This window comes from Marinobacter sp. JSM 1782161, assembly GCF_011421605.1.
Lineage (GTDB): Bacteria > Pseudomonadota > Gammaproteobacteria > Pseudomonadales > Oleiphilaceae > Marinobacter_A > Marinobacter_A bohaiensis.
Map to the genome: position 1 here is coordinate 459,943 of NZ_WSSA01000003.1, position 17,943 is coordinate 477,885.

The 17,943-nt window shown below is 64.3% G+C and carries 17 protein-coding genes; 10 read left to right on the forward strand and 7 right to left on the reverse strand.

All coding sequences use genetic code 11. The features are described 5' to 3' along the window. Positions 1-9 precede the first annotated feature (9 nt). From pcaD to GQB00_RS14960, 5 genes are all read left to right on the forward strand, one after another. Positions 10-1,197 carry a 3-oxoadipate enol-lactonase gene (pcaD, locus tag GQB00_RS14940; RefSeq protein WP_165856926.1) on the forward strand — a complete coding sequence of 396 codons (1,188 nt, stop codon included), beginning with the start codon at positions 10-12 and terminating at the stop codon, positions 1,195-1,197. Then, the gene (gene pcaH, locus GQB00_RS14945; RefSeq protein ID WP_111497557.1) at positions 1,194-1,892 is read left to right on the forward strand and encodes a protocatechuate 3,4-dioxygenase subunit beta; all 699 of its coding nucleotides are present in this window, start codon (positions 1,194-1,196) and stop codon (positions 1,890-1,892) included. The genes pcaD and pcaH overlap by 4 nt, the downstream gene beginning before the upstream one ends. A 4-nt stretch (positions 1,893-1,896) precedes the next feature. Beyond that, positions 1,897-2,496, forward strand: coding sequence for a protocatechuate 3,4-dioxygenase subunit alpha (gene pcaG / locus GQB00_RS14950; RefSeq protein WP_165856927.1), 600 nt, complete (start codon positions 1,897-1,899; stop codon positions 2,494-2,496). Between the two features lie 88 nt (positions 2,497-2,584). Beyond that, positions 2,585-3,910, forward strand: a complete 1,326-nt coding sequence (locus GQB00_RS14955) for a class-II fumarase/aspartase family protein (protein ID WP_165856928.1) — start codon at positions 2,585-2,587, stop codon at positions 3,908-3,910. Positions 3,911-4,078: 168 nt separating this feature from the next. Beyond that, entirely contained in the window at positions 4,079-5,014 is a 936-nt protein-coding gene (locus GQB00_RS14960; protein WP_165856929.1) for an AEC family transporter, read from the forward strand. Positions 5,015-5,060: 46 nt separating this feature from the next. Here the strand turns inward: GQB00_RS14960 and GQB00_RS14965 are convergent, their stop codons facing one another. Both GQB00_RS14965 and GQB00_RS14970 read right to left on the reverse strand, forming a co-directional pair. After that, complete coding sequence (locus GQB00_RS14965) at positions 5,061-5,726, reverse strand: GntR family transcriptional regulator (protein WP_165856930.1); 666 nt, start codon at positions 5,724-5,726, stop codon at positions 5,061-5,063. An 82-nt stretch (positions 5,727-5,808) separates the two neighbouring features. Further along, positions 5,809-6,663 carry a shikimate dehydrogenase family protein gene (locus GQB00_RS14970; protein WP_165856931.1) on the reverse strand — a complete coding sequence of 285 codons (855 nt, stop codon included), beginning with the start codon at positions 6,661-6,663 and terminating at the stop codon, positions 5,809-5,811. Positions 6,664-7,328: 665 nt separating this feature from the next. On the opposite strand from GQB00_RS14970, the gene GQB00_RS14975 reads away from it, so the two are divergent. The 4 genes from GQB00_RS14975 to aroQ all read left to right on the forward strand — a co-directional run bounded on the left by GQB00_RS14975 (position 7,329) and on the right by aroQ (position 10,641). After that, a complete protein-coding gene (locus GQB00_RS14975) occupies positions 7,329-8,354 on the forward strand; it encodes a DctP family TRAP transporter solute-binding subunit (protein WP_111497551.1) in 1,026 nt (341 codons plus the stop codon). A gap of 75 nt (positions 8,355-8,429) precedes the next feature. Next, positions 8,430-8,900, forward strand: a complete 471-nt coding sequence (locus GQB00_RS14980; protein WP_111497550.1) for a TRAP transporter small permease — start codon at positions 8,430-8,432, stop codon at positions 8,898-8,900. Between the two features lie 4 nt (positions 8,901-8,904). After that, complete coding sequence (locus GQB00_RS14985) at positions 8,905-10,173, forward strand: TRAP transporter large permease (RefSeq protein ID WP_165856932.1); 1,269 nt, start codon at positions 8,905-8,907, stop codon at positions 10,171-10,173. Between the two features lie 27 nt (positions 10,174-10,200). Continuing rightward, a complete protein-coding gene (aroQ, locus tag GQB00_RS14990) occupies positions 10,201-10,641 on the forward strand; it encodes a type II 3-dehydroquinate dehydratase (protein ID WP_165856933.1) in 441 nt (146 codons plus the stop codon). Positions 10,642-11,131: 490 nt separating this feature from the next. On the opposite strand, the gene GQB00_RS14995 is transcribed toward aroQ, so the two are convergent. After that, positions 11,132-11,797: a class I SAM-dependent methyltransferase gene (locus GQB00_RS14995; protein WP_416234160.1), complete on the reverse strand. Its 666-nt coding sequence runs from the start codon at positions 11,795-11,797 to the stop codon at positions 11,132-11,134. A 210-nt stretch (positions 11,798-12,007) separates the two neighbouring features. On the opposite strand from GQB00_RS14995, the gene GQB00_RS15000 reads away from it, so the two are divergent. Next, on the forward strand, positions 12,008-12,487 hold the full coding sequence (locus GQB00_RS15000; RefSeq protein WP_207950804.1) for a MarR family winged helix-turn-helix transcriptional regulator: 480 nt from the start codon (positions 12,008-12,010) through the stop codon (positions 12,485-12,487). 13 nt (positions 12,488-12,500) lie between these two features. On the opposite strand, the gene GQB00_RS15005 is transcribed toward GQB00_RS15000, so the two are convergent. From GQB00_RS15005 to pdhA, 4 genes are all read right to left on the reverse strand, one after another. After that, positions 12,501-14,468, reverse strand: a complete 1,968-nt coding sequence (locus GQB00_RS15005) for an FAD-binding monooxygenase (protein ID WP_165856935.1) — start codon at positions 14,466-14,468, stop codon at positions 12,501-12,503. A gap of 282 nt (positions 14,469-14,750) precedes the next feature. Further along, positions 14,751-15,860 carry a dihydrolipoamide acetyltransferase family protein gene (locus tag GQB00_RS15010; protein ID WP_165856936.1) on the reverse strand — a complete coding sequence of 370 codons (1,110 nt, stop codon included), beginning with the start codon at positions 15,858-15,860 and terminating at the stop codon, positions 14,751-14,753. Further along, positions 15,857-16,834: an alpha-ketoacid dehydrogenase subunit beta gene (locus GQB00_RS15015; protein WP_111497544.1), complete on the reverse strand. Its 978-nt coding sequence runs from the start codon at positions 16,832-16,834 to the stop codon at positions 15,857-15,859. The genes GQB00_RS15010 and GQB00_RS15015 overlap by 4 nt, the downstream gene beginning before the upstream one ends. Next, positions 16,827-17,903, reverse strand: coding sequence for a pyruvate dehydrogenase (acetyl-transferring) E1 component subunit alpha (gene pdhA / locus GQB00_RS15020; RefSeq protein WP_165856937.1), 1,077 nt, complete (start codon positions 17,901-17,903; stop codon positions 16,827-16,829). The genes GQB00_RS15015 and pdhA overlap by 8 nt, the downstream gene beginning before the upstream one ends. Positions 17,904-17,943: the final 40 nt, after the last annotated feature.

Here is a 17,943-nt window from a genome sequence, read left to right on the forward strand (position 1 = left end):
CCAAGATTCATGCAAACGCTTTCCGTCAACGGACAGATCCTCCATTACCAACTGGAAGGCCCCGCTCACCTTCCCCTGCTCGTCTTCTCGAACTCTCTGGGTACGGACCTGCGCGTCTGGGAGCCGCTGCTGCCCCACCTGCGCGACCAGTTCCGTTTCCTGCGCTACGACAAGCGGGGCCACGGCCTGTCCTCCTGCCCGGAAAGCCCCTACCAGCCGGACGATCACATCAACGACCTGATCGGCCTGCTGGACGGCCTGGACCTGAAAGCCGTCAACCTGTGCGGCCTGTCCGTGGGTGGCCAGATCGCCCAGGGCGTCGCCGCCCGCCGCCCGGACCTGGTCAGCCACCTGATCCTGTGTGACACCGCCCACAAGATTGGCCAGGCCGACATGTGGAACACCCGCATCGATGCCATCCGCGAGAACGGCATCGAAAGCGTCGCCGACGCCATCCTTGAGCGCTGGTTCGGCCCCAGCTTCCGTCAGCAGCAGCCGCAGGCGGTCGAACTCTGGCGCCATATGCTGGTACGCACCCCGAAAGAGGGCTACCTGGGTACCTGCACCGCCCTGCGCGACAGTGACCTGACCGAAGAAACCCGCGGCCTGACCCAGCCCACCCTGTGCGTGGTCGGGGCCGACGACGGCTCCACGCCGCCGGAGCTGGTGCGTTCGATGGCCGAGCTGATCGACGGCGCGCGTTTCGAAGTCATCGCCGACGCCGGCCACCTGCCCTGCGTCGAGCAGCCCAAGGCCCTGGCCGACCTGATTGTCGATTTCCTCGGCCAGCAGGCACCGGAGCCGAGCCGTTTCGACCTGGGCATGAAGGTGCGCCGCTCGGTGCTGGGCGACGCCCACGTGGACCGCGCCGAAGCCAACAAGACCGACTTCGACCTGCCGTTCCAGACGTTCATCACCGAAGGCGCCTGGGGCACCGTGTGGAGCCGCCCGTTCCTCAGCAAACGCGACCGCAGCCTGCTGACCATCGCCCTGATGGCGGCACTGGGTCACGAAGAGGAACTCGCCATGCATATCCGTGCCACACAGAACACCGGCGCCACCCTGGAAGAAGTACGCGAAACCCTGTTGCACCTGGGCGTCTACGCGGGCGTTCCGGCCTCGAATACCGCGATCCGCATCGCCAAGGAAACCTACAAGAAACTGGGCATTGCCATTGATGGAGAGACAGAAAAATGAGCAAGATCACCCCTCGTGACTGGGCCAGCCATCCGGCCTATCTGAGCCCCGAATACAAGTCCTCGACCCTGCGCGGCGTGTCCCGCAACCTGGTCGAGATCGATCCGGAAATGGCCGAGCTGACCGGCCCGGCCTACGGCGAGGAAGTTCTCGGCGAGCTGGACAACGACCTGACCCGCAACGGCCGCGTCAACGGCGAACCCCTGGGCGAGCGCATCATCGTCACCGGCCGCGTGCTGGACGAGAACGGCAACCCGGTGCCCAACACGCTCGTGGAAGTGTGGCAGGCCAACGCCGCCGGTCGCTACGTGCACGAGCGGGACCAGCACGACGCGCCACTGGATCCGAACTTCCTGGGCTCCGGCCGCTGCCTGACCAACGACAAGGGCGAGTACCGGTTCATGACCATCAAGCCCGGCGCGTACCCCTGGGGCAACCACCCCAACGCCTGGCGTCCGAACCACATCCATTTCTCGCTGTTCGGCCCGACCGTCGCCACCCGTCTGGTGACCCAGATGTACTTCCCGGGCGATCCGCTGCTGGCGCTGGACCCGATCTTCCAGTCGGTGCCGGAGCAGTCCCGCGATCGTCTGGTCAGCGAATTTTCGATCGACGTCACCGAAGAGAATTATGCCCTGGGCTACGTCTTCGACATTGTTCTGCGTGGCGTGAACGCCACTCCCATGGAGGCCTGACATCATGACTCTGAAACAGACCCCGTCCCAGACCGTCGGCCCCTACTTTGCCTACTGCCTGACGGCCCAGCAGTACCATTATCCGTTCAGCCAGATTGCCAGTGACGTGCTGGTCAACGATGACACCCGCGGTGAGCGCATCCGCATCGTCGGCCGGGTGTTCGACGGCAACGGCGCTCCCATCGACGACGCCATGATCGAAATCTGGCAGGCCAATGCCGAGGGGCGCTTCGACCACCCCAACGACGCCCGCACGGACCGACCTCTGGACCCCAACTTCAAGGGATTCGGCCGCTTCGGCACCGGCACCACCGCGGACAACAGCTACCGTTTCGAGACCATCAAGCCGGGATCGTCCCAGGAGGGCGCGGCGCCCTTTATCAGCTTTGTGGTGTTTGCCCGAGGCCTGATGAACCACGCCTACACCCGTCTGTACTTCGCCGATGAGACGAACGCCAACAACGCCGATCCGGTGCTGGAAAAGGTCCCCGCCGACCGTCGCGATACCCTGATCGCCCAGCGCAGCGAGACCGCCACCGGTGTCGAGTACCGCTTCGACATCCACATGCAGGGCGACCAGGAGACCGTTTTCTTCGACTTCTGATCGAGCCCTCCCCGCAACGCCCGCGAACCCGCTATCATGGTCGCGGGCGTTTGTTTTTCCTGCCACTGCAACGGGACGCATTGACGACATGTACCAGGTTTCTCCCTTCGATTCGCAACTCTATGGCCAACTGCTGTCCGATCCGGCCACCGCCGAACGGCTGGGCGACAACGGCCAGCTGCGCGCCATGCTCGCCGTCGAGGGGAAACTGGCCCTGGCCCAGGCGGATGCCGGGCTGATCCCGCAGGACGCCGCGCGGGACATCGCCACAACCGCCGAATCCCTGACGCTGGTCCCCGCCGATCTGGCCGGCGGAGTGGCCTCGGCCGGGGTGCCTGTCCCGGCCCTGGTCAAGGCGCTGAAAGCCGCATTGCCGGAAGACAGCGCCCGCTGGGTGCACTTCGGCGCCACCAGCCAGGACATCGTCGATACCGCGCTGATCCTCAATGTCCGGGAGGTACTGGCTATCCAGGAGGAGCGCCTGCGTCTGGTCGTCGGTGCGCTGGCCGACCTGGCCGAGCAGCACCGCTCGACCCTGATTGCCGGCCGTACCCGCACCCAGCAGGCGGTGCCCATGAGCTTCGGCCTCAAGGTGGCCCAGTGGCTGGCGCCGCTGCTGCATCAGCTGGACCGCCTGGACGAAATGCGTCCGCGCCTGCTGCGCGTGCAACTGGGCGGCGCGGTGGGCACCCTGGCCGCCATGGGTGACCAGGCCGCGGCGATTAATGAGGGGCTGGCCCAGCGCCTGGACCTGACCGCCGGCCCCTGCTGGCACACCCAGCGCGACACCGTGGTGGAGCTATCCAGTTGGCTCAGCCTGACCACAGGCACGCTGGGCAAGATGGCCCAGGACTGGCTATGGCTGGCGCAATCGGAAGTCGGTGAGCTGCGCTTCACCAACGGCGGCGGCTCCTCCACCATGCCGCAGAAATGCAACCCGGTGGACGCCGAAGTGATCGTCGCCATGGCCCGCACGTGCGCCAGCGCCACCGGCCAGATGCACCAGACCATGCTGCAGGAACACGAGCGCAGTGGCAGCGCCTGGACCCAGGAATGGTTCCAGTTGCCCCAGCAGCTGATGGCGGCCTCCGTCGCCCTGAACCATGCCCGGGAAGGCCTGCGCTTTATCGAAGTCCACGACCAGCGCATGCGCGACAACCTCGACGCCTACAACGGCGTGATCTACGCCGAATCCGCCACCTTCGCCCTGGCGCGCACCATGCCCCGCGACCAGGCCGCGGCACTGGTCAAGGAAAGCGCACAGGAGGCGCTGAATGGCGACCGCCATCTGCTGCAGATCATCCAGGACAAGACCGGCGAAACCATCGATCTGGAGCAGCTGCGCCAGCAACTGGTCGCCGGGGGCGCGACCGATAGGTGGCTAACTGATATCCTGTCTCACGCCCGACCCTGAACCGGCGCCCCGCACACCTTCATGTTTGCGGCGGCATAGCGCCCGGCCCGACACGCGAACACGCCATTTTATGCGCCTGTAACGAGGCTGTGAGACGGTGTGCCGGCCCGGTGGCGAGCGCCGCGAACCGGGCGGCGCCGTTTTTCATGCGACCCCGTAGGAGCGCCTTTGCTGTCCATTCTGTCCACCACCGCCCCCATCTTTATCCTGATCGCCCTGGGTTTCGGGGCGGTCCGGTTGAAACTGTTCCCCGCCAACGCCGTCCACGGCCTGGGCCAGTTCGTCATCTACTTCGCCCTGCCCGCCCTGATCTTCAGCACGGTGTCGCAGATGTCGTTCCACGAGGTCATCGATCCCGATTACCTGCTGCTCTACGGTCTGGGTTCCCTGCTGGCGTTCCTCGGCGGCCTGGCGCTGACCCGGGTGTTCTACAGAGACCCGCTGAGTACTGGCGCCATCAAGGGCATGGGGATGGCCCTGTCCAACAGCGCCTTCGTGGGATATCCGGTTCTGCTGCTGGCGTTCGACGATCCGCCGACCAACGCCTTTGCCATGAACCTGATCATCGAGAACATGATCATCATGCCCCTGGCCCTGATCGCGATCGAGTACAGCCTGGGACGGCGCAGTGGCGAGCCCCTGGCCAAAGTGGTGCGGCCGCTGGCGCGGCGGATCGCTCGCAACCCGCTGATCATCGCCATTGTCGCGGGCGTACTGGCATCGTTGCTTGAGCTGGAGGTGCCTGACGTATTGCAGGCCAGTCTGGATATGCTCGGCCGCACCTCGGCCACGGTCGCCCTGTTCTTCGTGGGCGCGTCGCTGGTGGGCAGCTCCATCCGGGGCAACATCGGCGAAATCGGGATGGTCGCGGTGGGCAAGCTCACGCTGCACCCGTTGATGATGGTGCTTCTGATCTGGCTGCTGCCGGATTTCGACCCGCAGTTGCAGAAAGCGGCCATCCTGCTCGCCGCCATGCCGCTGGCCAGCGTCTACCCCATCATCGGCAGCCTCTATGGCCAGCGCCAGCTCTGCTCCAGCATCCTGCTGGCGTGTACGGTGCTGTCTTTCTTCAGCATCAGCATCGCCCTGGCCGTGCTCTTCTGAGCCGGCGCGACGACTGACAAGGCGGGACGGGTAAAGACAAGACGTCTCAGAGCGGCAGTTCGCGGCCGGCGACGATGTGATGGGTCAACAGGTCGACGGCGCCTTCCACATCGTCCTTCATAATCAGGTCGAGCAGCGCCTGGTGGTCGTCGATGCTGGCCTGGCCCCGAAACGGGCGTTTTTCCAGCGCCAGCACCTGGTAGCGCATGAACAGCTCAATGATTGAGGCGTGGTAACGGATCAATTGACGGGAACCGCAGTTGGCGACCAGCGCCAGGTGGAAACTGCGATCGGCCAGCTCCCACTCCTCCACATTCGCCGCCTCGTCTTCCATCATCAGCTGCTCCATGCAGGTCAGCCGGTAATGGCTGCTGAGCAGACCGGATTTCCAGTCCATCAGGCGATCCTTGTCCGCCATGGACTGACGCAGCCCCCGCGTTTCCAGCATCACCCGCAGATCGACCAGCTCTTCCAGGTCGCGTTTGGACACCGGATTCACCCGGAACCCCTTCTGGTCCTCAAACTTGACGAAGCCGTCGGACACCAGCCGCATGAGAGTCTCACGCAGCGTGTTGATACTGGCGCTGTAACGCTCCTTAAGCTCGTTCAGCTTGAGCTTGTAGCCAGGCTCCAGGCGGCCGGTCACGATGTCATTACGCAGGCTTTCGTAAACGGTTCGGCCTACCAGTTTGCGGTCAACGGCGATATTCATAGCGCTTTCAGGATCACCTCGGTTTCGGACAGGCCCGATTTTACATCAACGGATGCACCCTGTATGCCCGGGCGATGGCCACTCAGCCGATCAGCTCGCTGGTGATCTCGTAGCGCGCCAGGAAACGCTCGATCACCGGCGCCGGGTCGGTCACCTCGATCCCGGTGAAGATTTCGAAGGCGTCGATGCCCTGGAAGATGAACAGGTCAAAACCGGACACGATGCTCAGCCCCCTGGCATGAGCGGTTTGCAGGAACTCGGTATCGATCGGCGTATAGACCGCATCGAACACCCATTGCTGGGAGCCGATCCAGTCCGCCGGCACCGGCATGCCCGGCGACTTGTAATGGCCCACCGGCGTGCAGTTCACCAGACCGTCGGCACCACGCACCGCGTCTTCCACCTCGATTGCCTCCAGCACTCGGGACGCGCAGCCGGAGGCATTCAGGGCTTCGGCCAACGAGTTCGCGCTGTCGCGATTCAGGTCCGAGATCAACACTTCGGTGGCACCCACCTCAAACAGTGCAAACGCCACTGCGCGGCCCACGCCGCCGGCGCCCACCAGCACCACGCGGCCAGCCGCCCGTTCGCCGTTTCGCCGGCGGTAGCCCCGGATAAAACCGGTGTAGTCGGTGTTGTGGGCGACAACGCGCCCCCCCAGGGCCAGGGTGTTGGTCGACCCGACCCGCTCCACCGACGGCTTGATGGTATCGCCTTCCGCCACGGCCAGCTGTTTATAGGGAAACGTGACGTTGGTGCCCCGGTAGCCCTGATCGCGCAACGTTTGCAGCGTAGCCCGGAACGCCTCCGGCGAACTGTCTTCAGGCTCGTGCAGAACGTAGCTGACCGGCAGGCCGTGAATCTCGCCGAGCATTTCATGCAGTGCCGGCGAGCGGGACTGCGCGATGGATTGGCCAATGAGCCCAAGCTTGAACATGGTGAATCTCCGGATCGGGCGACGGGATCCACCGGCAGACGGCGCCGCCGGAGATCCCGCCCTGCCATCAAACAGGGTGACGGGTAGTCGTGGCTACCCGCTTGCTGGTGACATTGATCATACTCACAGCCAATCGCGAAACTCAATCTGTAGGCTAATAACAAAAGTATAGGATACTTTTATTTTTACCCTTTAAAAATCGCATCGTGTCGACATTACCCTCACAGAAATAGTTCATAAAAATCTTTTTTTTCAATCTACTACGACACATTCCAGGGCTTTCCGGCAGGCTCAATAAGGGGTCGCTCCGGCCGCTTAACATATTCAATTCGATATACCAAAACGACAAAACCTCATTTTTCATGCCATATGCATTGAGACACAGTGAGGAAAATGCGTAATCCTCCGGATGGGGCGTGGACGGCGTCCGGCAGTCTTTCGGGGGATGACGGATCAACGGGCGGGGCCTTGAGTGGCCAACGCCAGAATCCGTCCGGGTCAAAATATAGGGTATTTTTGATTTAACCCTATTAGATTGACTCGATTGAATGCCGTTGCTAGCCTCGGCCAACCTCTTAACGCCCGCCACAGGCCTCAGAGGCGGTCGCAGGCTCACAAAAACAATCAACCCGTTAGCGGTTTCGGCCGCGAGGTGGAGTCAAACAATGAAGCTCACGACAACAACAATGGGGCTGGCCCTGTCGTTCGCCCTGTCGATGTTCAGTCTGCCCGGCCACGCGGCCGACACCGAGATCGAACTGTCGTTCGGTCACGTGGATCCCCAGGAATGGACCACCTCCAAGAAGGGAGCCGCGGCCAAGGTCTTCAAGGACATGGTCGAAGGCCAGACCGGTGGTCGCATTGCCGTGAACGTTTACCCCTCCAGCCAGCTCGGCGGCGAGATGGACATGCTGCAGACCGCCCAGGAAGGCGTGCTGAGCATGGTCATGGCCTCCGGCAGCTTCACCCAGCTGTGCCCGGAAGCCTCGGTGCTCAATATTCCCTACCTGTTTCCCTCCGCCCCGGTGGCGTGGGACGTCCTCGACGGCCCCTTTGGCCAGGCACTGAGCGATCACTGCCTGGAGGAAACCGGTCTGCGTATCCTCGCCTACGGCGAGACCGGGTTTCGTAACTTCACCAACTCCAAGCGCCCGGTTGCCGAGCCCAAGGACCTGGACGGCCTGAAAATCCGCGTCATGACCACGCCGCTGTTCGTGGAGATGGTCCGTGCCCTGGGTGCCGAACCCACCCCGATTGCCTGGCCGGAAGTACCGTCCGCCCTGGCCACCGGCGTGGTGGACGGCCAGGAAAACCCAATCGGCACCATCTACAACATGAAGTTCTACCAGATGCAGGATTACCTGACCCTGGACGGCCACGTCTACGGCACGGATTTCCTGGTCATCAACGACGACCTCTTCCAGAGCCTGTCCGCCGAGGACCAGCGCCTGGTGCGCAACGCCGCCAGGACCGCCGGTCTGGTGGGGCGCGCCATCCAGCAGGTGAACTCCGCCGAGGGGCTGGCCCGCCTGTCCGATGAAGGCATGACCATCACCACCCCAACCCGCGAGCAGTTGGGCAAGTTCCAGCAGGCCGCCCAGCCGGCGGTGATCGAGTGGCTGAAGGGTGAGCTGGATCCCGCCTGGATCACCCGGGTGCAGGACGCCGTCGAGCAGGCCACCGCCGACTGACGGCCACTGCGCTGACTCATGCGGGCGCAATGGCGCCCGACACTCATCGTGTATCAGCTACTGGGAAGAGAACTCATGAAACGGCTCTACAAGCAATTGATGGCCTGGCTGACCGGCAGCTCGCTCCTGCTCATTTTCACCGTGGTCCTGGTCAGCAGCCTGATGCGCTACCTGTTCGATGCGCCGCTGCAGTGGAGCGAGGAAGTCGCCCGCTACGGCATGATCTACGGCGCCCTGTTCGGCACGGTGCTGTGCTATCTCGACGACCTGCACATCAAGTTCGAACTGCTCGAAAACCTGCTGTCCGACGGCGCCAAACGGGTGTGCAAGGTTCTCACCGACCTTTCCGCCCTGGCCTGCGGTCTGGTGCTGACCTGGGCCGGCTTTGGCTTCACCGCCAGCCGTGGTGAGCTGGAAGCCCCCGGCACGGGCCTGCCCATGTCCCTGTTCCAGTCCGCCATGTGGATCGGCGGCATCTGCCTGACCATCGCCGCCCTGTTCAAGTTGGCGGACTACCTGCACACCAACAGCCAGCAGAGCGAATAACAACATGGTTGCCTTTATTGTCCTGATCGTCCTGCTTGCCATCGGTGCGCCGATCGCCTTCGCGATCCTGCTGTCGATGGTGGGCTACCTGACCCAGGTGGATTACCCGCTGAGCCTGATTGCCACGCGGATCTTCTCCGGCCTGGATTCGTTCGCCATCCTGGCGATTCCCCTGTTCGTCCTGGCCGGCGAACTGATGAACGAGAGCGGCATCACCGGTCGCATCATCAAGTTTGCCAACGCCCTGGTGGGCCACATGAAAGCCGGCCTGGCGCAGGTCAACATCTGGGCATCGGTGATTTTCGCCGGCCTGTCCGGTTCCGCCGTGGCCGACACCTCGGCCCTGGGCCGCATCTTCATTCCGGAGATGGAGAAAGACGGCTACCCGCGCGACTTCGCCGCCGCCCTGACCGCCGCCTCGTCGGTGATCGGCCCGATGATTCCGCCCAGCATTCCGGTCATCATCTACGCCCTGATCACCGCCGGCTCCTCAGTGCCGGCGCTGTTCCTGGCCGGTGTGGCGCCGGGCATCCTGCTGGCGGCGGGCCTGTCCCTGTACGTGCGTTTCCGCGCCGGACATTACGCCGAGGTGCATCCGAAGAAGACCGTCCGCGAGCGCTTCCAGGCGCTGGGCGAAGCTTGGATTCCGCTGTTCATGCCGGTGTTCATCGTCGGCTCGATCCTGACCGGGATCGTGACGCCCACCGAGGCCGCCGCCCTGGCCGCCGGTTACGCGCTGATCGCCGGCATGTTCGTGATGCGCAGTCTGCACATCAACCAACTGCCCGGCATCTTCGTACGCGCCATGCGCGACTCCTCGGTGATCCTGATCATCATCGGCGTGGTGGCCGCGGCCAACTGGCTACTGACCTTCGCCCGCGTGCCCCAGAGCCTGAGTGCCCTGGTGCTGGACCAGATCTCCGATCCCTGGATCTTCCTGCTGCTGGTGAACGTGATCCTGCTGGTGGTGGGCCTGTTCCTGGAAGGCATCGCGGCCATGCTGGTGCTGCTGCCGATCCTGCACCCGATTGCCATGAGCATGGGCATCGATCCGACTCACTTCGGCATCGTGGTGATCTTCAACCTGATGATCGGCCTGGTAACGCCGCCGATGGGCATCTGCCTGTTCGTGTCCAACTCCATCGCCAACGTCGGCATGGGCGCCATTTCACGACGCATCATGCCCCTGTTCCTGGTGGAACTGGCAGTGCTCGCCATCATCACCTTCATCCCGCAGACCGTGACTTTCCTGCCACGGCTCTTCGGCTACTGACCTGAAAGCATTCGTTAAGAGGACCGCATGAGCAGAGTGATTGACGTGCTGAACGGCCCCAACCTCAACCTATTGGGCCAACGCCAGCCAGAGATCTACGGCCACGAGACCCTGGCTGACATCCGCGCCATGCTGGAAAACCGGGCGACCATCTCCGGCATCGAGATCGGCTTTTTCCAGAGCAACCACGAGGGTGCGATCATCGATCGCATTCACGCGGCTCGCGGTAAGGCGGACGGCATCATCATCAACCCTGCGGCCCACACCCATACCTCAGTGGCGATCCTCGACGCCCTGAAGACGTTCGAAGGCCCGGTGGTGGAAGTCCACCTCTCGAACGTCCACCAGCGCGAGACGTTCCGTCACCACTCCTACGTGTCCCAACGTGCCGACGGCGTGATTGCCGGTCTGGGGACCCTGGGCTACCGGGCCGCCCTGGATTTCCTGATCCAGCGCCTGGAAGCCTGAAACCTCCCCTTACGCCCGGTGTGCCCGCTTCAGTGGCCACCGGGCCTTTTTATTCCCACGTCCCCCTGCTCAACCCGCGCCGCAGTCACCCGATACCTTTTCAGATTTACCAGACCACTCCGTCAATGTAGCGGGAGCTTCAGCTTCCGAGCTGGCCGAAGGACCGCCAATAGCCCCACGCCCAACAGAATTCGGCCAGTTCTGAACTGGAAAAATCTGGGCGGGAAAGAAAAGTCCGGTGCCCGCATCCGCCCCCTGTCAGATCCTCCGAAACTGACGTTTCGGCTACATGGACGGTGCAGTGCCTGCCGCCACGGCGAATCAACACCGAGGCCCGGGAGAAGCGAATGGATACCCTTGCCGGAGGAAGGACAGGGACGTCCTGATCGCTATTATGGCCAGGGACGGCCATTAATAGCAGCGCAGGCAAGGGTGTTCATTCGCTTCGGATTCGCGCTCAAAGTCCTGGCCGGAAAGGCTATCCAGTGACTCAGACCTCCGCCGGCTTGCGAAACAGCGCCACGTCCTTCACCGGCACGTCCAGCTCCCAGCCGAGGGCGTCGGCCAGCCAGCGCAGCGTCGTCTCCCGGTAGAACACGATGTGGGTCGGATCGCGGCGGTAGTGCCAGTTGGCGAAACGGGCGTCGTCGGTCTGGAAGCAGGTCATCACCCCCAGCCAACCACCCGGCTTGAGCAGGTCGTCCAGTTGGTGGAACACGGCATTGGGATCGTGCAGATGCTCCACCACCTCGGTGCAGGTGATGAAGTCGTAGCGCTGCGCCAGGGTCTCGGGATTGGCCGCGTAGAACGGGTCGTACAGTGACACCTCCATGCCCCGGGCCGCCAGCATCCGCGCCAGGGCCGGGCCCGGCCCGCAGCCGAAATCAAGACCATGGGCTTCGTCCGGCACACGCGCCAGCAGCGGATCGGCCAGTTTGGCCAGGAAACGCTGATAACCGTCGTCTTCCGGGTTGTTGTCGTGCAGGTCGTAGACGCGCTTCTCGGCCTCGGCATCCAGCCAGTGGCTGGATGCCATCAGGGTCGCCTCACACCGCGTGCAGCGCCAGTAGGGAACGTCGCCCACCTTTTCCAGCAGACGCATCTCGCCGGCGTGGCAGACGGAACAACGTGTGGGGGCGATAGCGAGTTCGGACATCACGGCACTCCCTGGGCAAACCGCCGGTCAAGGCAGGCCCGGTTGATGGACGATTCAGAAACAAAGCAATGCGGGGAACGGTCTCAACCGTTGTTGTCGTGCAGTGTCCATGGCGCTCGCGCCGGATGCAATACGTCCAGACCACGATTCAGGCATAATGAGCCCGCAATACCCCCATCGCGTCAACGCGAGCACGAGCAAGGAGGCGAGGTGAAAAAGGCATCCAGACCACTGAGTGAAAGCAGCGTCTTTCCAGGCAACCTGTTGCGCCGCTGCCATCAGATCAGCGTGGCCATCTTCCAGCGGGAAGGCAGGGAAGCGGGACTCACCCAGCTGCAGTACATTGTGCTGTGCGCGCTGGAGGAAAAAGGCACCCTGGACCAGAGCACTCTGGGCGGGCTCACAGCCCTCGACCGCAATACGATTGCCGTCGTCGTGCGCAAGCTGGAAACGAAGCACTGGGTGGCGCGGGAGCGCAATCCGGAAGACCGCCGCTCGGTGCTGGTGACCATTACTGAAAACGGTCTGGCGGTGCGCCAGCAGGCCGAAGCCGCTGCCCTTGCCACCCAGGAGGCGTTGACCGCCCCCCTGGATGACGAGGAACGCGAGACCCTGAGCCGGCTGCTGGGCAAGATCGCCAACGAGAATAACGCCCTCAGTCGCGTGCCCCTCAAGACCGAAGCCGACTAGGAAGCCTCCCTGCCTAGCGGACCTCGACCGGCTGCATGAAACCGGCGAAGAAGTCTGCCAGTGCCTGATGCGCGTCCAGCGGCAAGACGTGAGCCACATGCTGGTCCGGCCGCACGATGACCAGGCAACCTTGCTCGCGATCCACCCCACGCATGTCGTAGATGTCCTGGCCGTTCTTCAGGTCCGGGCAGAAGGATTTCTCGTGATCCACCAGACCGTAGCGGCCCTTGTGGGGGTGCAGCAGCTCCGGCAGGTCGGACGCGTCCATGTCGCGGTGGGACGCCTGAAACACCGACCGCACGTCAATCACCGAGTCGATGTCGGCGCCCGCCGGCGTGTAGCGGCGCACCGGCGATTCCGGCGCATCCGCCAGGAAACGGCACAGCTTGTGGATACCGGAGTCCGGCGCAGCCGGGTCCTGAGCGTCGGCAAAGGCAAAGATCCGCCAGCGTCCGTCCGCTTTGACCGTGTGCCCGAGGTGAACCGGCTTGGCGTCGGACATACGGATGACCGGCGCCGAGTGGAACCGGGTGCCGATCTCGAAACCGCTGGCCAGAGCCTGATGCGTCGGCGCGCCGGTGATCGCCGACGGCCGGTACCGGGTCGCGGTGCCCGCGGTGAAGCGGCCGTGCTGCACAAAGTACTTCTGGAACTCGGCCGGGTCGACGCCATCGCCCTTGTCTTCCGGCGAGCCCTTGGGCGGGGCGCTGAACATCTTGGCGAACTCGCGATCGAAATCGATCAGTTGCTGGGCCACCGCCTGACGCTCCACGGAATAGGTGTGCAACAGCTCCGGTTCGCTTTGGCCGCGCAGCACCGCCGCCAGCTTCCAGCCCAGGTTGAAGGCATCGCGCACGGACACGTTCATGCCCTGCCCCGCTTTCGGACTGTGGGTGTGACAGGCATCGCCGGCGATGAACACGTGGGGCAATCGCTCCTCCACGGCCTCCGCCGGTACGTCGTCGAACTTGTCGCACAGGCGCTGGCCGATCTCATACACCGACCACCAGGCGATTTCCTTCACGTCCAGCGTGTAGGGATGCAGGATACGCTGGGCCGCCGCCACCAACTGGTCGGACGTGATGTTGCGGTTGGCCACCCGCTCGTCGGCTTTCAGCTTGTCCAGCTCGATATACAGGCGCACCAGGTAACCGCCCTCGCGCGGGATGATCAGGATATTGCCCTCGTTGGCGGAATGGATCGCCGACTTCATGCGGATGTCCGGAAAATTCGTGTCCGCCAGCACATCCATCACGCCCCAGGCCTGGTTGGCGGAGTCGCCGCGCAGTTCCCGCCCCAGGGCACGCCGCACGTTACTGCGGGCGCCGTCGCAGCCCACCACGTAGCGCGCCCGCACGGTTTCGGTCTGGCCGGCGTGGGCGGCGTCGGTGCGCTCCAGCGTCACCGTGACCGGATGCGCCGCACGCGGGCCCCGGGCCTTTTCATCGGTCGCCGCCAGCGGCGTCACCTGGAGATCGGCCAGTTTGCGCGAGTAGTAGGGCTCCATGCGGGTCGGCGCGTTGCGCATGGACTCCAGGAAGAAGTCGTGGACCCGCGCCTGGTTGAGGATCACGTGCGGGAACTCGGACAGGCCATCCTCGGTATCCTGGATACGCCCGGAACGCCTAATGCAGTCGCGTCGGGCGTCGTCCGGTTTCCAGAAGGTGGTCTCGTTCACCCAGTAGGCTTCTTTCAGCACCTTTTCGCTGAAGCCATAGGCCTCGAACATTTCCAGCGTGCGGCAGGCGATCCCGTCCGCCTGCCCGAGTTCCAGGGGCCCGTCCTTCTGCTCGACGATGCAGGTGGTGATATCCGGGAACGCAGCCAGTTGGGCCGCCAGGGTCAGACCGGCCGGGCCGCAGCCGACGATCAGAACATCGACGTCGTCGGGCAGTCGGTCCGGTGTGCGCGTGGAGACGGCATCGGCGGCAGGATGGACGGCGGGATCGCCGGTACGAAAACCATTGAGATGGAATTGCATAAGTCACCCTCTCAAGAGCCAGGGCGCTGCACTCCCGGTTCATAAACAGGCGAACGCCTTGCGGCGCATCGTGTCTGTGGCGGGCCTTGTGAGTGCGTGCGGACGACAGACTGGGTCGTCGCTCACCTGGATCTCTTTTTGTTCAATTGTGATTTGCTCAGTATTGTGATCATCACTATTGTGATTGTTTACGTAGCAAACAATACTCCGATCACGCACCGGCGTCCAGCCCACCGTGACCACCCTCTGTTGATGGCGGCACTGCGCACCCCGGAAACCGCGTCAGGGCTGGGCCAGGGCCTCGATCATGGCCCCCAGGAATCGCGCCGCCTCGCCGCCGGTACAGGCCCGGTGATCGAACGTCAGCGACAGGGGCACCACCCGATGCACCGCCGGTTTGCCATTGACCGGCACCACCTTTTCCCGGATCTGCCCGGCGCCGACAATGGCCACCTGGGGTGGCGTCACCACCGGATTGGCGTACTGCCCGGACAGCGTGCCGAAGTTGGACAGGGTGATGGTCGCTCCCTGCATTTCCTGGGGCGGGATCTTGCGCTCCACCACGGCCTTGCGCAGGTTCTCCAGCCCCTTGCGCAGATCCTTCTGCGGGCGATGGTTGACGTCGCGCAGCACGGGCACGAACAGGCCATCCGGCGTGTCCACGGCGATGCCCACGTGCACTTCGTCCAGCAGCCGGCGGCTCAGGCCGTCGCCGTCGAACCAGGCGTTAAGGGCAGGCGAGGCTTCGCAGGCCGACGCCATGGCCTGCACCAGACGCATGGTGATGTCGGTGCCCTTCTTCCAGCGATGGATGTCGGCGTCCTCGAAGATCGACACCGGCACCACCTGGGCGTGGGACACCGCCATGTTGCGGGCCATGGTCCGGCGCACGCCGCGCAGGGGCTCGGCATCCCCCAGCGCCTTGTGATGGCTGGCCTTGGCGTGCACGTCGTCGCTGGTGATCAGGCCGCCCGGGCCACTGCCCTTGAGGGTTTCCAGGTTGACGCCCATGCGCTCAGCCAGGGCACGCACGCCCGGCGTTGCCTTTTGATGGCGGGCGCTGCGGCTGGAGGCGGCGGCGCCGACGATGAAGTCGTCCTTCGCCTGGCTGTCCCGGGAGCGTTTAAGCTCGCCGACCACCGTCCCGCTGTCTTCATCCTCGCCTTCGAACGCCAGCAGTGGCTCGCCGGTGTGGATGATGTCGCCGGGCTCGCCGAACAGCTTGGCCACCACCCCGTCGAACGGCGACGGCACTTCGACGATGGCCTTGGCGGTTTCCACCGACACCAGCACCTGATCCACGCTGACGCTGTCGCCGACCTTGACCTGCCACTCCACGATCTCCGCTTCCGGCAAGCCTTCTCCCAGATCCGGTAACTTGAAATGTTTCATAGCGCTATCACCTGTTCCACGGCTTCAACGATGTCCGCCACTTGCGGCAGGTACGCCATCTCGTTGCGGGCGTAGGGCATGATGGTGTCGTAGCCGGTAACCCGGACCACCGGCGCCTGCAGGTCCAGGAACGCCGCCTCGGCGATGCTGGCGGCGACCTCCGCCCCGACGCCGCCGTTGCGGCAGGCTTCGTGGACGATCACACAGCGACCGGTCTTGGCCACCGAGCACAGCAGGGTCTCGCGATCCAGCGGACTGACGGTGGCCACGTCGATCACTTCCGCCGACACGCCCTGCTCCGCCAGTTGGTCCGCCGCCTCCAGGGTTTCGGCGATGGACGCGCCCCAACTGACCAGGGTGACGTCGTCACCCTCGCGCAGGGTGAAGCAGGTGTCCAGCGGCAGGGCCTCGCCATCATCCTCGACGCTCTGGGTCACCGCCCGGTAGATGCGCTTGGGCTCCAGGAACACCACCGGGTCATTGTTGCGGATGGACGCCAGCAGCAGGCCGTAGGCCCGCTTCGGTGAACTGGGAATCACCACCCGCAGGCCGGGGATGTGGGCAAACAGGGCCTCGGTGCTTTCCGAATGATGCTCCGGGGCGTGGATGCCGCCGCCGAACGGCGCCCGGAACACCGCCGGGCAGCTCAGCCGGCCGCGTGTGCGGTTACGCATGCGCGCGGCATGGCTGATCATCTGCTCCATGCCGGCGTAGATGAACCCCATGAACTGGAACTCCGCCACCGGGCGCAGCCCCTGGGTGGCCATGCCCACGGCGGTGCCGGCGATCAGGTTTTCCGCCAGCGGCGTGTCCATTACCCGCTTGAAGCCAAACCGGTCCTTGAGCCCGACGGTGGCCCGGAAGACACCGCCGTTGGTGGCGATGTCCTCGCCCAGCACCACCACGTTATCGTCGGCGGCCATCTCGTAGGCGAGCGCCATGTTGACCGCTTCCACCAGGGTCACGTCAGCCATGCTTCACCTCCCGGCGCTGCAGACGCGCGTACTGCTCGGCGAAGGCCGCCGGCAGGGTTTCGAACAGATGGTCGAACATGGCCGTCGCCGGCTCGGGCGCCGTGGCCAGGTAGTCCTTCACGCCGGCGTCGACCCGGGTCTTGCACTCGTCCTGCAGGGCCTGCTCGCGCTGGGCGTCCCAGAGTCCGGCGCGGTGCAGCCAGTTTTGCAGGCGCTTGATCCCTTCGCGCTCCCAAGCCTGTTTCAGTTCCTCAGCGGAGCGGTAGCGGGTGGCGTCATCGGCGGTGGTGTGGTCGCCCAGCCGGTAGGTGATGGCTTCGATCACGGTACCGCCCTTGCCGCTGTGGGCCCGCTCCAGCGCGTACATCAGAGCATGGCGCACGGCGAAGTAGTCGTTGCCGTCGCAGATGATGCCGGGCAGGCCTCCGCTGATCGCCTTCTGGGCAATGGTTTCGGCGCCGGTCTGCAAGTGGCGCGGGGTGGATATCGCCCATTGGTTGTTGGCCACCAGGAACACCACCGGCAGGTGCCAGGCGCCGGCCAGGTTGACGCTCTCCAGAAAATCGCCCTTGGAGGTGGCGCCGTCGCCCAGCGAACACAGCACCGCCCGCTTTTCCTCGCGAATGCGGAACGCCGCCGCCACACCCACCGCATGGCAACACTGGGTGGCGATGGGCACGGAGATGGGCAAATCTTCCGGGCAGTTCGCGTAGCGGCTGCCGCGCTCGTCGCCGCCCCAGTAGAGCAGCATCTCGGTCAGGGTCACCCCACGCAGGAACTGGGCGGCGTGGTCGCGATAGTAGGGCACCAGCACGTCCGAAGCTTGCAGCGTCTGGCCGATGGCGGTACCGATGGTTTCGTGACCCAGCACCGATGGGTAGGTGCCGCATTGTCCGGTGCGCTGCAGGGCGATGGTCTTGTTGTCGAAGGCCCGGGTCAGGACCATGTTGCGGTAGGCGTCGAGCAGGGTGTCGTGGTCGTCCGCCCAGTCGGGCAGATCGCCCACGGCGTCGCCTTTGTCGTCGAGGTAGGCGATGCTGTCTACGTGAAAGGCGTAGCGGTCTTTCATGGCTCCACTCTCTCCTTACACCGCCGTGATCCAGTCCCGC

What these genes read in the sequence shown, in the direction of transcription:
- pcaD (WP_165856926.1), top strand. Translation starts at nt 10, where the DNA reads ATGCAAACGCTTTCCGTCAACGGACAGATCCTCCATTACCAACTGGAA.
- pcaH (WP_111497557.1), top strand. Translation starts at nt 1,194, where the DNA reads ATGAGCAAGATCACCCCTCGTGACTGGGCCAGCCATCCGGCCTATCTG.
- pcaG (WP_165856927.1), top strand. Translation starts at nt 1,897, where the DNA reads ATGACTCTGAAACAGACCCCGTCCCAGACCGTCGGCCCCTACTTTGCC.
- GQB00_RS14955 (WP_165856928.1), top strand. Translation starts at nt 2,585, where the DNA reads ATGTACCAGGTTTCTCCCTTCGATTCGCAACTCTATGGCCAACTGCTG.
- GQB00_RS14965 (WP_165856930.1), bottom strand. Translation starts at nt 5,726, where the DNA reads ATGAATATCGCCGTTGACCGCAAACTGGTAGGCCGAACCGTTTACGAA.
- GQB00_RS14970 (WP_165856931.1), bottom strand. Translation starts at nt 6,663, where the DNA reads ATGTTCAAGCTTGGGCTCATTGGCCAATCCATCGCGCAGTCCCGCTCG.
- GQB00_RS14975 (WP_111497551.1), top strand. Translation starts at nt 7,329, where the DNA reads ATGAAGCTCACGACAACAACAATGGGGCTGGCCCTGTCGTTCGCCCTG.
- GQB00_RS14980 (WP_111497550.1), top strand. Translation starts at nt 8,430, where the DNA reads ATGAAACGGCTCTACAAGCAATTGATGGCCTGGCTGACCGGCAGCTCG.
- GQB00_RS14985 (WP_165856932.1), top strand. Translation starts at nt 8,905, where the DNA reads ATGGTTGCCTTTATTGTCCTGATCGTCCTGCTTGCCATCGGTGCGCCG.
- aroQ (WP_165856933.1), top strand. Translation starts at nt 10,201, where the DNA reads ATGAGCAGAGTGATTGACGTGCTGAACGGCCCCAACCTCAACCTATTG.
- GQB00_RS14995 (WP_416234160.1), bottom strand. Translation starts at nt 11,797, where the DNA reads ATGTCCGAACTCGCTATCGCCCCCACACGTTGTTCCGTCTGCCACGCC.
- GQB00_RS15005 (WP_165856935.1), bottom strand. Translation starts at nt 14,468, where the DNA reads ATGCAATTCCATCTCAATGGTTTTCGTACCGGCGATCCCGCCGTCCAT.
- GQB00_RS15010 (WP_165856936.1), bottom strand. Translation starts at nt 15,860, where the DNA reads ATGAAACATTTCAAGTTACCGGATCTGGGAGAAGGCTTGCCGGAAGCG.
- GQB00_RS15015 (WP_111497544.1), bottom strand. Translation starts at nt 16,834, where the DNA reads ATGGCTGACGTGACCCTGGTGGAAGCGGTCAACATGGCGCTCGCCTAC.
- pdhA (WP_165856937.1), bottom strand. Translation starts at nt 17,903, where the DNA reads ATGAAAGACCGCTACGCCTTTCACGTAGACAGCATCGCCTACCTCGAC.